General features: G+C 42.1%; 7 protein-coding genes and 3 rRNA genes. All 10 read right to left on the bottom strand.

The window, feature by feature from the left end; genetic code table 11:
- Window positions 1–59 precede the first annotated feature (59 nt).
- The 10 genes from rrf to QRX23_RS01820 all read right to left on the bottom strand — a co-directional run bounded on the left by rrf (window position 60) and on the right by QRX23_RS01820 (window position 16425).
- Window positions 60–176 (bottom strand): 5S ribosomal RNA (rrf, locus tag QRX23_RS01865).
- Between the two features lie 77 nt (window positions 177–253).
- Window positions 254–3169: ribosomal RNA gene (locus QRX23_RS01860) — 23S ribosomal RNA — on the bottom strand.
- Window positions 3170–3417: 248 nt separating this feature from the next.
- Window positions 3418–4992 (bottom strand): 16S ribosomal RNA (locus QRX23_RS01855).
- Together the 16S, 23S and 5S rRNA genes form the textbook arrangement of a ribosomal RNA operon.
- Window positions 4993–5547: 555 nt before the next feature.
- Complete coding sequence (locus tag QRX23_RS01850; protein ID WP_330155741.1) at window positions 5548–9861, bottom strand: PolC-type DNA polymerase III; 4314 nt, start codon at window positions 9859–9861, stop codon at window positions 5548–5550.
- A 371-nt stretch (window positions 9862–10232) separates the two neighbouring features.
- Window positions 10233–11945, bottom strand: a complete 1713-nt coding sequence (locus QRX23_RS01845) for a proline--tRNA ligase (protein ID WP_330155740.1) — start codon at window positions 11943–11945, stop codon at window positions 10233–10235.
- A gap of 120 nt (window positions 11946–12065) precedes the next feature.
- A complete protein-coding gene (gene rseP, locus QRX23_RS01840; protein WP_330155739.1) occupies window positions 12066–13322 on the bottom strand; it encodes an RIP metalloprotease RseP in 1257 nt (418 codons plus the stop codon).
- A gap of 133 nt (window positions 13323–13455) precedes the next feature.
- Window positions 13456–14244 (bottom strand): phosphatidate cytidylyltransferase, encoded by a 789-nt coding sequence (locus QRX23_RS01835; RefSeq protein ID WP_330155738.1) that lies wholly within the window; start codon window positions 14242–14244, stop codon window positions 13456–13458.
- A gap of 11 nt (window positions 14245–14255) precedes the next feature.
- Window positions 14256–15047 (bottom strand): isoprenyl transferase, encoded by a 792-nt coding sequence (locus QRX23_RS01830; protein ID WP_330155737.1) that lies wholly within the window; start codon window positions 15045–15047, stop codon window positions 14256–14258.
- Window positions 15048–15151: 104 nt separating this feature from the next.
- Entirely contained in the window at window positions 15152–16003 is an 852-nt protein-coding gene (locus QRX23_RS01825; RefSeq protein WP_330155736.1) for a Cof-type HAD-IIB family hydrolase, read from the bottom strand.
- Window positions 16000–16425: a GtrA family protein gene (locus QRX23_RS01820; RefSeq protein WP_330155735.1), complete on the bottom strand. Its 426-nt coding sequence runs from the start codon at window positions 16423–16425 to the stop codon at window positions 16000–16002. The genes QRX23_RS01825 and QRX23_RS01820 overlap by 4 nt, the downstream gene beginning before the upstream one ends.
- Window positions 16426–16433 lie beyond the last annotated feature (8 nt).

Below are 16433 nucleotides of genomic sequence, written 5' to 3'. Positions count from 1 at the left end.
TGAAAATTATTTTTTGTACAAAAAAGCAGCTCACATTTTACTGTGAGCTGCTTTCATTTGCATCGCGATGTCCTATCCTCGCAGGAGGCGATCCTCCAACTACTTTTGGCGCTACTGAGCTTAACTACTGTGTTCGGTATGGGAACAGGTGTGACCTCAGTGCCATCATCACGACACGTTTTTTTATTGAGTGAACTTAGTTCCCTCAAAACTGAATCATAATTGCGATTTTTTGCCTTACACCACTTGCTACTTGGTTAAGTCCTCGAACCATTAGTACTAGTCCGCTCCATGCGTCACCGCACGTCCACTTCTAGCCTATCTACCTCATCATCTCTGAGGGGTCTTACTTCATTGCTGAATGGGAAATCTCATCTCGAGGCGAGTTTCACACTTAGATGCTTTCAGCGTTTATCTCATCCGTACATAGCTACTCAGCGATGCTCCTGGCGGAACAACTGATACACCAGTGGTACGTCCACCCCGGTCCTCTCGTACTAAGGGCAGCTCCTCTCAAATTTCCTACGCCCGCGACGGATAGGGACCGAACTGTCTCACGACGTTCTGAACCCAGCTCGCGTACCGCTTTAATGGGCGAACAGCCCAACCCTTGGGACCGACTACAGCCCCAGGATGCGATGAGCCGACATCGAGGTGCCAAACCTCCCCGTCGATGTGGACTCTTGGGGGAGATAAGCCTGTTATCCCCAGGGTAGCTTTTGTCCGTTGAGCGATGGCCCTTCCATGCGGAACCACCGGATCACTAAGCCCTACTTTCGTACCTGCTCGACTGGTAAGTCTCACAGTCAAGCTCCCTTGTGCCTTTACACTCTGCGAATGATTTCCAACCATTCTGAGGGAACCTTTGGGCGCCTCCGTTACCTTTTAGGAGGCGACCGCCCCAGTCAAACTGCCTGCCAGACACTGTCTTCCACCACGCTGAGTGGTGTGAGTTAGAGTGTTCATACAACGAGGGTAGTATCCCACGTTTGCCTCCATCGAAACTAGCGTCCCGATTTCTACGGCTCCTACCTATGCTGTACAAGCTGCACAAACACTCAATATCAAGCTACAGTAAAGCTCCATGGGGTCTTTCCGTCCTGTCGCGGGTAACCCGCATCTTCACGGGTCTTTAAATTTCACCGAGTCTCTCGTTGAGACAGCGCCCAGATCGTTACGCCTTTCGTGCGGGTCGGAACTTACCCGACAAGGAATTTCGCTACCTTAGGACCGTTATAGTTACGGCCGCCGTTTACTGGGGCTTCAATTCGTACCTTCGCCGAAGCTAAGCACTCCTTTTAACCTTCCAGCACCGGGCAGGCGTCAGCCCCTATACGTCATCTTACGATTTTGCAGAAACCTGTGTTTTTGATAAACAGTCGCCTGGGCCTATTCACTGCGGCTCAGCTTGCGCTGAGCACCCCTTCTCCCGAAGTTACGGGGTCATTTTGCCGAGTTCCTTAACGAGAGTTCACTCGCTCACCTTAGGATGCTCTCCTCGACTACCTGTGTCGGTTTGCGGTACGGGCAGGTAAACACTAACTAGAAGCTTTTCTCGGCAGCGTGACATCACAGACTTCCCTACTTTATTTCGGTCCCCATCACAACTTGTCCGTATAAGTGCAAGCATTTGACTCACACTAAGACTTGTTGCTTGGCCCAGCATTTCCAGCCGCTGGGTTCTGTTAGCCTTCTGCGTCCCTCCATCGTTCAAACATGTTCACCTGGTACAGGAATCTCAACCTGTTAGCCATCGACTACGCCTTTCGGCCTCGCCTTAGGTCCCGACTAACCCTGGGAGGACGAGCCTTCCCCAGGAAACCTTAGTCATACGGTGGACAGGATTCTCACCTGTCTTTCGCTACTCATACCGGCATTCTCACTTCTAAGCGCTCCACCAGTCCTCACGGTCTGACTTCATTGCCCTTAGAACGCTCTCCTATCGCGCCACTGATGTGGCACCCGTAGTTTCGGTGGTGTGTTTAGCCCCGGTACATTTTCGGCGCAGAATCACTCGACTAGTGAGCTATTACGCACTCTTTAAATGGTGGCTGCTTCTGAGCCAACATCCTAGTTGTCTATGCAACTTCACATCCTTTTCCACTTAACACACACTTAGGGACCTTAACTGACGATCTGGGCTGTTCCCCTTTCGACAATGGATCTTATCACTCACTGTCTGACTCCCGGACATACGTGATTGGCATTCGGAGTTTATCTTAATTTAGTAACCCGAGATGGGCCCCGCACCAAAACAGTGCTCTACCTCCAACACGCTATCTTCCGAGGCTAGCCCTAAAGCTATTTCGGAGAGAACCAGCTATCTCCAAGTTCGATTGGAATTTCACCGCTACCCACACCTCATCCCAACATTTTTCAACATGTACGGGTTCGGGCCTCCAGTGCGTTTTACCGCACCTTCACCCTGGACATGGGTAGGTCACCTGGTTTCGGGTCTACAACAACATACTAAAACGCCCATTTCAGACTCGCTTTCGCTACGGCTCCGGTCTTTCCACCTTAACCTTGCATGGTATCGTAACTCGCCGGTTCATTCTACAAAAGGCACGCTATCACCCATTAACGGGCTCTAACTTGTTGTAGGCACATGGTTTCAGGAACTTTTTCACTCCCCTTCCGGGGTGCTTTTCACCTTTCCCTCACGGTACTGGTTCACTATCGGTCACTAGGGAGTATTTAGCCTTACGAGATGGTCCTCGCAGTTTCCGACCGGATTTCACGTGTCCGGCCGTACTCAGGATCCTACACGGGAGTTTGCTTACTTTCGCATACGGGGCTATCACCCTGTTTCGCTCAGCTTCCCAGCTGATTCTGCTAATAAACAAATTTGTAACTCCACAACGGTAGTCCTACAACCCCAGAGTGCAAGCACTCTGGTTTGGGCTCCTCCGCGTTCGCTCGCCGCTACTGACGGAATCGATTTTTCTTTCTTCTCCTGTTGCTAATGAGATGTTTCAGTTCACAACGTCTACCTTCGTTTAACTATGTATTCATTAAACGATAACTTGCATCACAAGTTGGGTTCCCCCATTCGGAAATCCCCGGATCACAGCTTACTTACAGCTCCCCGAGGCATATCGGTGTTAGTCCCGTCCTTCATCGGCTCCTAGTGCCAAGGCATTCACCATGCGCCCTTAATAACTTAACCGATCAACTCTCGTTGATGATTTCGTTTGAGTATTGTGACTCAATGGTCACAAGCGATTTTAAACTTATTTAAAAAACTCAAAAAATTACGCGGTGTATTTTTTCGGCTCAATTTAATTGATATGATCAATTATAATGAATTTAAAAATTTACAATTATGATTCAGTTTTCAAAGAACTAATGTTGAGTGTTAACCACTCAAAACTAAATATCGTTTCGTTGAATGTGTAGGTTTCCGATTTTCCTTAGAAAGGAGGTGATCCAGCCGCAGGTTCTCCTACGGCTACCTTGTTACGACTTCACCCTAATCATCTGTCCCACCTTAGACGGCTGGCTCCTAAAAGGTTACCCCACCGGCTTTGGGTGTTACAAACTCTCATGGTGTGACGGGCGGTGTGTACAAGACCCGGGAACGTATTCACCGCGGCGTGCTGATCCGCGATTACTAGCGATTCCGACTTCATGTAGGCGAGTTGCAGCCTACAATCCGAACTGAGACATACTTTAAGAGATTAGCGCACCCTCGCGGGTTGGCGACTCGTTGTATATGCCATTGTAGCACGTGTGTAGCCCAGGTCATAAGGGGCATGATGATTTGACGTCATCCCCACCTTCCTCCGGTTTGTCACCGGCAGTCTCACTAGAGTGCCCAACTGAATGCTGGCAACTAATAATAAGGGTTGCGCTCGTTGCGGGACTTAACCCAACATCTCACGACACGAGCTGACGACAACCATGCACCACCTGTCACCTTGTCCCCGAAGGGAACGTCCTATTTCTAGGATTAGCAAGGGATGTCAAGACCTGGTAAGGTTCTTCGCGTTGCTTCGAATTAAACCACATGCTCCACCGCTTGTGCGGGTCCCCGTCAATTCCTTTGAGTTTCAACCTTGCGGTCGTACTCCCCAGGCGGAGTGCTTAATGCGTTAGCTGCGACACTCAAGGGCGGAAACCCTCGAACATCTAGCACTCATTGTTTACGGTGTGGACTACCAGGGTATCTAATCCTGTTTGCTACCCACACTTTCGAGCCTCAACGTCAGTTACAGTCCAGAAAGCCGCCTTCGCCACTGGTGTTCTTCCATATATCTACGCATTTCACCGCTACACATGGAGTTCCACTTTCCTCTACTGCACTCAAGTCATCCAGTTTCCAAAGCCATTCCTCAGTTGAGCTGAGGGCTTTCACTTCAGACTTAAATAACCGTCTGCGCTCGCTTTACGCCCAATAAATCCGGATAACGCTTGGAACATACGTATTACCGCGGCTGCTGGCACGTATTTAGCCGTTCCTTTCTGGTAAGATACCGTCACACACTGAACAGTTACTCTCAGTGCCGTTCTTCTCTTATAACAGTGTTTTACGAGCCGAAACCCTTCATCACACACGCGGCGTTGCTCCATCAGGCTTGCGCCCATTGTGGAAGATTCCCTACTGCTGCCTCCCGTAGGAGTATGGGCCGTGTCTCAGTCCCATTGTGGCCGATCAGTCTCTCAACTCGGCTATGCATCATTGCCTTGGTAAGCCATTACCTTACCAACTAGCTAATGCACCGCGGGTCCATCTCTTAGTGATAGCAGAACCATCTTTCAACCAACAACCATGCGGTTGTTGGTATTATACGGTATTAGCACTTGTTTCCAAATGTTATCCCCTGCTAAGAGGTAGGTTACCCACGTGTTACTCACCCGTTCGCCACTCTTTGTCAGATAAAATCACATCAGAGCAAGCTCGTCAGATCAATTAAAGACAAAGCGTTCGACTTGCATGTATTAGGCACGCCGCCAGCGTTCATCCTGAGCCAGGATCAAACTCTCATTTTAAAAGTTTGAGTATAACTCAATTTTGTTATTTGTTTAACAGAAGTTAAACGAATTTATTAGCGAATTGACTTCGCAAATGTTTTTGTATCAAGTAAATTACTTGATGACCCTACACATTTGTTTCATCGAAACGATATTCAGTTTTCAATGATCAACAGTTGTTGTCTCGCTGACAACTTAATCTATATTACAGAAACCAGTTTAATTTGTCAACAACTTTTTAAAAGATGTTTTTATCAAATTGATTTCATGCAATGTCGTTGCCAACTTGATATATACTACACATTTATAAAACGAAAGTCAATAGTCTTTTATATTTTAAGTATAAATTTGTTTTTCTATTTTTAATATTACGTCACCCTTATCTAAAGGGCACCCTTTTCTCCATAAATAAACTGAATATAAGTCATTTAATTAGTAACTAAAAAAGAAGCTGGGACAGGTGTTGTCTCAGCCTCTAATTTTTGTGCTAAAAGTTATTAATTATAAGCATGTTAGTTTGATAGCATAAACGCATTACATACCGGCTTCAAAACGACTTTTGTCTCGCTCTGACTAAAAGAGTGCCAATTGATTTTCATCTGGCATACCATTAAGAACACCATTATCATCCATAAATTGTAATAAGGTCTTTGAAATGCCACCACGTTGTGCCAGATCTTCTTTAGATAAGAATTCTCCCTCAGCTCTTGCAGCTACAATACGCTTTGCTACGTTGTCACCTAAACCTGGTACAGAATTGAATGGTGCAATCAATGTATCGCCATCAATTAGCCATTCATCTGAATCTGATTTGTATAGATCAACCATACTAAAGGTAATTCCACGCTCTAAGGCCTCGTTTGCAATTTCAAGAACAGTCAATAAATCCTTATCTTTAGCAGAAGCATCATTACCCTGATGTTTGATTTCCATTATTTTAGCTTTTGTACTATTTAGTCCACGCGACATTGAAACAATATCAAAATTGCTTGCACGAACTGAGAAATAGGCTGCATAATACAGCGTTGGAAAATAAACCTTGAAATATGCAATTCGTAACGCCATAAGCACGTAAGCGGCCGCATGAGCACGCGGGAACATATATTTAATCTTCAAACCAGATTCAATATACCATTCTGGTACCCCGGCTGCGCGCATTTCGGCTTGATATTCATCAACAATTCCTTTACCCTTACGCACCTTTTCCATAATTTGAAATGATGATTCTGGATTAACACCATAGTTGATCAAGTCGGTCATGATTTTGTCACGGGTTCCAATAACCGTACCAATTGTCGCTACACCACGTTCAATCAATTCGTCAGCGTTTCCACGCCAAACATCTGTTCCGTGAGATAATCCGGAAATTTGCAGTAATTCAGAATAATTTTTCGGGTGGGTTTCTTCTAGCATGCCTCGAACAAAGGCTGTTCCAAACTCTGGTACACCCAAGGTACCAGTCTTTGAAAAGATTTGATCCTCAGTAACACCAAGCGCTTCAGGTGATGAGAACAGACTCATGACACCAGGATCGTTCATTGGGATTGTCGTTGGGTCAATACCAGACATATCCTGTAACGCACGAATCATCGTCGGATCATCATGACCAAGAATATCCATCTTTAAAATATTATCGTGAATCGAGTGGAAATCAAAATGGGTCGTTCGCCAAGTAGCTGATAAATCATCGGCTGGATATTGAATGGGCGTAAAATCATAAATTTCCATGTCATCAGGCACAATTAGGATTCCAGCCGGATGTTGGCCAGTCGTGCGCTTCACACCCGTTGCACCCATCGCCAGTCTCTCGACCTCTGCACCTCTAAATTGTTGATCATGATCACGTTCATATGCTTTCACATAGCCAAACGCTGTTTTGTCGGCCACTGTCGCAATCGTTCCAGCACGGAAAACATTATTCTCCCCGAACAAGGACTTCATATAGTTATGCGCAAATGGTTGGTAGTCGCCTGAAAAGTTCAAATCGATATCCGGCACCTTATTACCCTTGAAACCCAAAAAAGTTTCGAAAGGAATATTATGTCCATCACCAATCAGTTTTGAACCATCAATTGGACTATAACGTTCTGGTAAATCATAACCCGATTCATAATCACGTGGATTAACAAACTCAACATAATCCCCCGCCACGCTACGATAGTGTGGTGGTAAGGCATTCACTTCAGTAATTCCAATTAACAAGGCGATTAAAGAAGACCCAACGGATCCACGTGAACCAACTAAATAACCATCTTTATTTGATTTTGCTACGAGACGCTGGGCAACTAAATAGATAACCGCGAAACCGTTCTTAATAATTGAATTAAGCTCCTGTTCAATACGCGCCTCGACAATTTCTGGTAAAGGATTACCATACATACGATAAGCTGTTTCGTATGATTTTTGTCGGATTTCATCATTTGCGGTTGGCATATTTGGTGGATAGTTACCTGATTTAATCGCTTCAACATCATCAATCATATCAGCAACGACATGTGTATTATCAATCACCAATTTCTTTGCCAATTCTGGTTTCATCCAGCTAAAGTCATCCAGTACTTCTTGCGTTGTTCTAAAATGTAGATCCGGCAAGCTATGCCGATTTAGCGGATTTGCCCCACCCTGTGAACTAATTAAAATCTTGCGGTAGATACCATCTTCTGGATTTAGGTAGTGAACATCCCCTGTCACAACAACTGGCTTGTTCAACTCATCCCCAATTTTAACGGCCTGCATCATTAATTCACGTAACCGGGCCTCATCTTTAATTAATTCACCCTCTATTTGGGGTAAATAATTTGCTGATGGTTGGATTTCAATGTAATCATAGTATTTCGCCTTAGTTTTAGCAGCCGCATAGCCCTTTTGCATCAATGCTTCCCAGAATTCACCTGAACTATCTCCGGTACCTAATAATAAACCATCACGATACTTATTTAACACTGAACGTGGTACTCGTGGTGTGCGATAAAGATAATGAATATTGGATTCTGAAATCAACTTATAAAGATTTTTGACCCCCGTCTGATTTTGAACGAGAACAACCGCATGATTTGGTCTACCATGACGCCAAGCATCATTATCTGTCATGTGATCGTTCAATTGGTCAGCATGTGTAATGCCATAAGATTCACGTGCTTCTTCCAAGAAGATGCGATTTAAATGTCCAGTCGTCTCCGAATCAAAGATTGCACGGTGATGTTGTTCAAGAAGAACGCCAAAATGCTTTGCCAAAGTGTTCAAACGGTATGAACGCATATTCGGGTACAAGAAACGAGCTAATGTCAATGTATCAATCACTGGATTAGTAATTGACCCCATGCCATGTCGTTCGTATCCTTCATTCATAAAGCCCATATCGAACGTCACATTATGACCAACCAAGATGGCATCACCATAGAACTCACGAAAGGCCGTAAATACTTCTTTTTCTGATTTTGAACCTCGAACCATATCATCCGTAATTGAGGTCAAATCAACTGTTGTCTGACTTAATGAAAATCCCGGATCAATGAATTCAGAAAACTCCGCTATCACATTACCCTTAACCATTTTTACTGCCGATAATTCAATCACCTTGTCATATGCAGCAGACAGTCCTGTTGTTTCCACGTCAAACACGACATACTCAGCATCAGCTAGTTCAACATGTGCCGGGTTAAAGATAATCGGTTCACCATCTTCGACAAGATTAACTTCAACACCGTAAATCATTTTGACATCATTGGCTGCGGCTGATGAAGCGGCTTCAGGGAACCCTTGCGCACCAGCAGTATCAGTAATCGCAATGGCGTCCATTCCCCAATCACTTGCTTGTTTCACATAGTCCTTAATACCATTAGTTGCATCCATGGTCGACATCAAAGAATGCGCATGTAATTCAACACGCTTCTGTTCACCTTCATATTTGTCAACACGTGGCTCGTGACTAACTATCTGCATATCATATGCCATCATCGTTAAATCATGCAAAAAATCATCCTGTTGTACTGGGCCACGAGCACGAATCCACATGCCCGCTTTTATATTTGCAAAGAATTCTTCGTCATTCTCATCACGTGAGAATTTCTTAAGGATAAAGGAACTGGTATAATCAGTCACTTTCATGGTCAATAGCTGACGTTCTGATTTCAGAACTTTGACTTCCGCATCAAATACATACCCTTCAACAATAACTGATCGTTCCTCGTCAATAATATTGATCATATCAGTAATCTCAGCATCATTGGCAATCTTACGTCCCAGACTATTACCACCATTGCTACCACTATGATTAGCAGTATGGCGCTGTTTAGAAGCCTGTTCTATTTGAACTTGTGCCATCTGTGCTAACTGCTCATCTTGTGAAGCCCGCTGTGCCATTGCCTCAGCCTGTGATTGCGCAACTAGTTCATCATCAACATCAATGACAAATGGCAAATTTTCATCAAAACCAATTTGTTGGTATGTCTGTTGAATTAAACTAATTCCGGTCTGCTTTGCATAATTTGCCCATGCTTGTGAATCAAAGCTTAGAAATAGTTGATTATCCTGAATCACGGGCATCACTTGGCTAAATGCCTGTTGAAAGGCACCTGGTTCGTTTTGATGTTGCTGTAAAACCCACCGCCAATAATCAACTGCTTGTATCAAATTTGGCTGTGAAGTTAAATTAATTTCATAGTTAACAGCCGCAATATTAGCAAATGTCATCTGGAGCTTACTAATTAATGTCGCCAAAGTTGTCACATCAGGTAACTCAGGTAGTGCTAAATGGAATTGCCAAACACGAGACTGCTTGTGAATTGTCAACTTAGTCAATGTTGCTTCTTGGAAGATGTCGGGCACCTCCTCGTATTGCAACTGTTGTAACAATATTTGAAATTGTTCTTGTGGGTTCAACGCCATCACTTATAGCCCCTTTCATTTGTTTTACAATCTATTGCTATTATACATTGTCCGTGAGTCATGAGAATATCAAATCGATTAATTAATTTTTAAACACAAAAAAAGGAAGCAATGGGCAATTGCTTCCTCTCAGTAATGATGAATAACTCAAAGTGTTATGTCATCATTGATAATAGATATGGATGGGCTTCCCTATCTATTATTAACGGTATACTCACATATACCAATTTAAGGAGTAGTTGCAGGAACGGGCATTCCTGCTAGGTTATGAGTAATCATTATGGGCATCGACAGGATATCTCTGTATCCCTCATCGATAGTTATACTATAAAGCTAAAATCTTAAAACAAGAATAAACAGCCAAATAATATTTAATTTTTATTACCATCCAAGAAAACTTGGAGTGTTGAAACAAGCTCATCTGCTCGAACGTCAATTGCTTCATCAGCTTGACGTAACTTAACTTCAACAATACCATCACTAGCTTTTTTACCAACGGTTACACGGACTGGCAACCCAATTAAATCTGAATCAGCAAATTTAACACCCGGACGCTCATTACGATCATCTACTAGAACTTCGTAGCCGGCTGCTACTAAGCTTTCATTTAAATCATCCGTTAATTTAGCTTGAGTCTCATCTTTGTACTTGATCGGAACCAAATGAACATCCCATGGTGCAACGGCTGCTGGCCATGATAGTCCATGTTCATCGGCATTTTGCTCAGCAATGGCGGCCAAAAGGCGTGAAACACCAATTCCGTAAGATCCCATGATAACGTCTGCTTGACGTCCATTCGCATCTAGGACTTGTGCACCCATTGATTTAGAATAACGTGTTCCTAGCTTAAAGATATGACCGACTTCAATACCCTTTGTAAATTGTAAATGACCCTTATTATCAATAGCAGGATCACCTTCACGTGCAATACGGACGTCAGTAACTTCATCAATATGGAAATCACGATCAACATTAGCATTTAAGTAATGGAAGCCTGCTTCATTACCGCCAACGACGATATTTGCCATATCTGTTACCCACTCATCAGCGATAATTTTTACTTCTTCACCAACACCAACCGGACCCAATGAACCAAATGGTGCGCCTAAATATTGTTGTGCTTCCGCTTCAGTTGCTAGGCGCAATTCATCAGCGTGCAAATAATTTTGTACTTTGACTTCATTAACTTCATAATCACCGCGTACCAAAATCATAACCGGTTCACCATCAGCCATCATGAATAACGTCTTAACTAATTGATCCGCTGAAGTTTGCAGATAATCTGCCAATTCAGCAATTGTGGCAACTTCAGGAGTCGCAATTTTTTGTAAATCAGCTAATGGTGCATGTGACTTATTGGGTGTGTAAAGATCTTTAGCCATTTCAAGATTTGCCGCATACTCAGACTCATCTGAATAAGCAATCGTATCTTCGCCGGCTGCAGCTGGTGCAGAGAATTCCTTAGAATCTGAGCCACCCATTGCACCTGCATCACCTACGATAACGCGATAGTCTAGCCCAATGCGATCGAAAATATTAACGTAGGCTGTCTCCATTTTCTTGTAGACATCATCCAAGCCAGCTTCGTCAATTGAAAATGAATAAGCATCCTTCATAATAAACTCACGTCCACGAAGAACACCAAAACGAGGACGATCTTCATCACGTAACTTTGTTTGAATTTGATAAAGAGTCAGTGGCAAACGCTTATATGATTTAATATCATCACGAATCAACGTTATCATCGTTTCTTCATGTGTTGGACCAAGAATCATGTCACGCCCATGACGGTTCTTCAATTTAAACAAATTTGGACCATAAGTTTCATAACGTCCTGATTCTTCCCACAATTCTGCTGGTAAAAGAACTGGTGCTGTCATTTCAATAGCATCAATTTTTTCCATTTCCTCGCGAATAATCGCATTTATCTTATTTAATACACGTTGCGCTAATGGCAAATATGCATAGACACCCGCAGTTACTTGACGAACATATCCTGCACGTAACATCATTTGATGGGAAATTACTTCCGCATCAGCTGGTGTTTCACGCAACGTTGGAATAAAAACCTTTGATTGTTTCATGACTTATACCCATTCCTAATCTTTGCACCAACTCGTGCATTAAAATTCTTTTTCTATCTTACCACATTTGGTTACTTGAAACTGACAACACAGACATTTTAAATGATCCTTCCAAGGATCCTATTTCACGAAATAACGTAAAATATCGTTACCAGTCACCGCAACCATTAAAATAATGAGGAGCACAACGCCGACCATTGTTACGGCTAACTCTGCTTTTTCAGGCACTGGCCGTCGAATAACAGCTTCCACAGCATTTAATAACAATTTACCACCATCTAAACCTGGTATCGGGATTAAATTCATCATTCCCAGGTTTACTGACAGCCAAGCCATAAATGACACGATTGCTAGGATACCCATGCTACTTACTTCTGACGTATTTTTATAAATAGCCACTGGACCACCTAGTTTATTAAGTGAAAATCCTTGCACGAGATTTTTAATCGCTCGGAAAATCTGGGTCATCGATTGGGCAGTTGCCTGGAACCCATACCGCAAACGTGCACCTAATGCAGTCGTTTGCTTAGAAGTGACACCAATTTGACCAATCATCATACCACCATTCTTAATCCCCTTAGGTGTCAATGTTGTGTGTTTTGTTTGACCATGACGTTCAAAAGTTAATGCAACCTTTTTATTTGGCAATGTTTGAATGGTATTCTGCATGCTTTGCCATGAACTAACTTTTTTACCATTTATTTCAGTAATCGTATCATTATGCTTCAAACCGACCATAGCAGCTGGTGAATCTTTAGCAACCTGATCCACCGTTGTCGTGGACACGCCAGGTAAGGTAAACGCCAAACCAATAAATAAGATAAGCGTCAGCAAAAAATTATTCATTGGCCCCGCAAAATTAATTAATGCTCGTTGCCACAATTTTGCTGATTCTATATGGGTATCCCTTGGTGCCACTAATACCATCGTACCATCTGCCTCAATTATTTCAGCATCGTGGTCAACAGGTAAACGAACCACTCCTTCTTCATCTGGCCAGTACCCTTCAATAAACATATCATCAACTAAATCAATTTGATTAACCGTAATTGTCCGGCCACCAACAAGTTCTTCTTGTTCTGATAAATTAATTCGTGTCACGACACCATCAGTTATAACTACTGTAATTGGCATCCCGGGTTGAACAGGTTCTTCTTCAGTATCGGCACGACCAGCCATCCGCACATAACCACCAACTGGCAAAATACGCCAGGTGTAAGTTGTACCATTGCGCTGCGTTTGCAATAATTTTGGTCCCATGCCAATGGCAAATTCACGCACACGCACACCAGATTTTTTGGCAAAGTAAAAGTGACCAAATTCGTGCACAATCACGATGACCCCAAATACAATAATAAACGTAATAATTGCTGTCATTCCTTATCTCCATCCCAATCTAAGTAGGGTAAGTATACAATAAAATACGATACAAACAAAAGTGCTTTGAAACAAATGCAAGCTAGCAAAAAAGGGCGACGTTTACCATCAGCCCTTTTTAATCATTCATTTATTAAAAAACACCAAGTAGATACATAATTGGTAAGACGATCAACATCGAATCAAAACGATCTAAAATACCACCATGACCCGGTAATACTGACCCAGAATCTTTAACATGGTAGAAACGCTTCAAAGCAGATTCTATCAAATCCCCAAACTGACCAGCAACCGAAAGAATAATGCTGATTACAAGCATAATCCACCAACTATATGTTTGTGGGAAGAAATAGGTATAAACTGCTGCTGCAATAACCGCAATAGCACTACCACCAATTGACCCTTCCCAAGTTTTATTTGGTGAAATAGGTGTCAGCTTATGTTTACCAATTTTTCGACCAACTAGATAAGCACCTGAATCAGTAATCCAAACAATTAAGAAAGCATACATTAAGGTATCTAGTCCTGTCGTACGTGCTGTAACCATCATGCTGAATCCTAAACCAACGTACATCATGGTTAGTGTAAACACACCAGCATCTTCAAAATTAAATTTATTACGTGCGACCACTGTATGTAACAACATCAAAATAACAAATATATATAGCAAAGAAGAACGCTGTAATGTTACTGGCAAGTCAAGATTATGCCAAATATCTGTTGGTAATGTCATAATTAGCGCACCTAACATTGTTAATATGGCACCAAAATCAACCAACAATGTTCGACGCATCAAGACAACTTCTGATGCAGCAACAACGGCAAGTACTGAAGCAGCGATCTGAATCCAAATACCACCTGCAATTAAAATGGGTATAAAAATTGCCAATGCTACCACTGCCGTAATTACCCGTGTTTTCATTATTTTATCTCCTATTTTTTATCACTCTTATTTTCTGATAGGCCACCAAATCTTCGATGACGTGACTGATATATTTTAATCGCACGTTTCAAGACACTTGCGGTAAATTCAGGCCAATGTTCGTCCACAAAAACAAATTCTGAATACGCAATTTGCCAAAGTAAAAAGTTTGATAATCGCTCTTCACCACTAGTACGAATCAATAAATCCGGATCAGCGTACTCATTTAATGATGCTGTCATCATAGATTGGCTTAGCATATTCTCATCAATGTCTTCTGGTTTAATTTCGCCACTTAATACTCCTTGGGCAATTTGTTGCACACCAGACACAATTTCAGCTCGTCCACCATAATTAAGGGCAAAGTTTAATACCATACCAGTATTATTAGCTGTTTGTGCGATTGCATTTTGAACAGCTTTTTGTGTAGAAGCAGGTAACTGATCAACATAACCAATGACATTGACCCGAATATTATTTGCGATCAAATCAGGTACAAAAGTATCAAAAAACTTACCCGGCAATTTCATTAAAAAGCCAACTTCTGTTTCTGGGCGTTTCCAATTTTCAGTTGAAAAAGCATACAAGGTTAAAACCTTAACACCCAAATCACTGGCGGCCTTAGTAATATCTTTAACGACTTCCATGCCACGCTGATGCCCAGCAACTCGTGGTAGATTCTGACCCTTTGCCCAGCGTCCATTACCATCCATGATAATCGCGATATGTTGTGGTATCTGCTGATTATCAAGTTCTACAACTTGTTTATCAGCACGTTCTTCACGTCGGTCATTAAAAAACACGATTTCCCCTCCGAGATCCTAACAAATAATCACTATGAAAACTGACACGCTTCATAACCTTATATATTATAACAGTTTGACACACGATATTTGATTATTAGTCATTATTTATCAAAAATTTTGCTAGCATTGTCATCAAATGCACCGGCTAACAAAGCCTCAATGGTATCTAATACACCATTATGATTGTTATCATTAACAGCAAGATTATCAATTCGCACCTTCATAAAATCTTCTGCATTAGGCATAACAAAAGGATATTTAACGTACCGTAACATCTCTAAATCATTTCCGTTATCACCAAAGGCTGCCATTTCTTCTGGCTTAATGCCCCAAATGTCACCTAATTGTTCAAGACCTGTTCGTTTATTGACTCCTGGTGCTAGAATATCCACAGTTCCAAATCCTGATCCTGTTGTATGTAATTCTTCACCGAACTCTGCTCGTAGCTGTTGGATATGTTGATGAACATCGATTCCTTGTTCCCACACAAATGTAAAACGGAAAATATTATCTTCAATGTCCTTAAACTTCTCTACTTGGTGAACCACCGGATAAAATTGCTTCACCATACCAATAATTTCAGGTGTCGCATGATTAGAAACATACGCCCCATTATGACCTGACAAAACAATTAGATTTTCCATACCTGGATTAACACTATTATTCCAAGCAATCACACGATCAATTTGTTGACGAGTAATCGTTGATTCAGCAATTACCTCATCATGATCCATCACTAAAGCACCGTTGTCTGAAACATAGGTTACGCGATCCGGATTAACTGGATTGAAGTATGAACGTAATTTTTTATATTGATTGCCACTTGCAGCGACAAAACGAATCCCCTTAGCATCTAGTTCATCTAATAAATCTTCCATGCGGGCATAATCGAATGTTCGATCGTCACGCAATAATGTACCATCCATATCAGTTGCAATTAATTTAATCGTCATTTTTCAATTTTCTCCTTCAATCTAAATATCATTAATTTACTCAATACATAATTAGAAACAATCACAAATATATTTTGGATAATATTCCAAATCATATCATTTTGGTGTAGGACATGCACACCAAATAACAGAATTAAGTATCCTACCACACCTGTTGCCAGTCGTGCAAAGAAAAATTTAATCATTTCGAGTAAAATATTAGCAAGGCCTGTCGTTTGACTATCAAACACCCATTTACGGTTCGTTAGATAAGCAAACAAAACACTCAATATCCAAGCAAGGATATAGGCAATATTTATCGATAAATGAGACCAACGTGCCCCCGTATATACCACAATGTTAACCACAGTTGTCAGTCCACCAAATATCAAATACATAATTTGCATTCGATATTTCCTTACGATCTCAATTACTGCACGCATTTCGTTAC

It is taken from the genome of Weissella paramesenteroides, from assembly GCF_036327715.1.
Lineage (GTDB): Bacteria > Bacillota > Bacilli > Lactobacillales > Lactobacillaceae > Weissella > Weissella paramesenteroides.
Note: the sequence above shows the minus strand (reverse complement) of the source record. Positions and strands in the feature narration are given on the sequence as shown.

What these genes read in the sequence shown, in the direction of transcription:
- QRX23_RS01845 (WP_330155740.1), bottom strand. Translation starts at nt 11,945, where the DNA reads ATGAAACAATCAAAGGTTTTTATTCCAACGTTGCGTGAAACACCAGCT.
- rseP (WP_330155739.1), bottom strand. Translation starts at nt 13,322, where the DNA reads ATGACAGCAATTATTACGTTTATTATTGTATTTGGGGTCATCGTGATT.
- QRX23_RS01820 (WP_330155735.1), bottom strand. Translation starts at nt 16,425, where the DNA reads ATGCGTGCAGTAATTGAGATCGTAAGGAAATATCGAATGCAAATTATG.
- QRX23_RS01835 (WP_330155738.1), bottom strand. Translation starts at nt 14,244, where the DNA reads ATGAAAACACGGGTAATTACGGCAGTGGTAGCATTGGCAATTTTTATA.
- QRX23_RS01825 (WP_330155736.1), bottom strand. Translation starts at nt 16,003, where the DNA reads ATGACGATTAAATTAATTGCAACTGATATGGATGGTACATTATTGCGT.
- QRX23_RS01850 (WP_330155741.1), bottom strand. Translation starts at nt 9,861, where the DNA reads ATGGCGTTGAACCCACAAGAACAATTTCAAATATTGTTACAACAGTTG.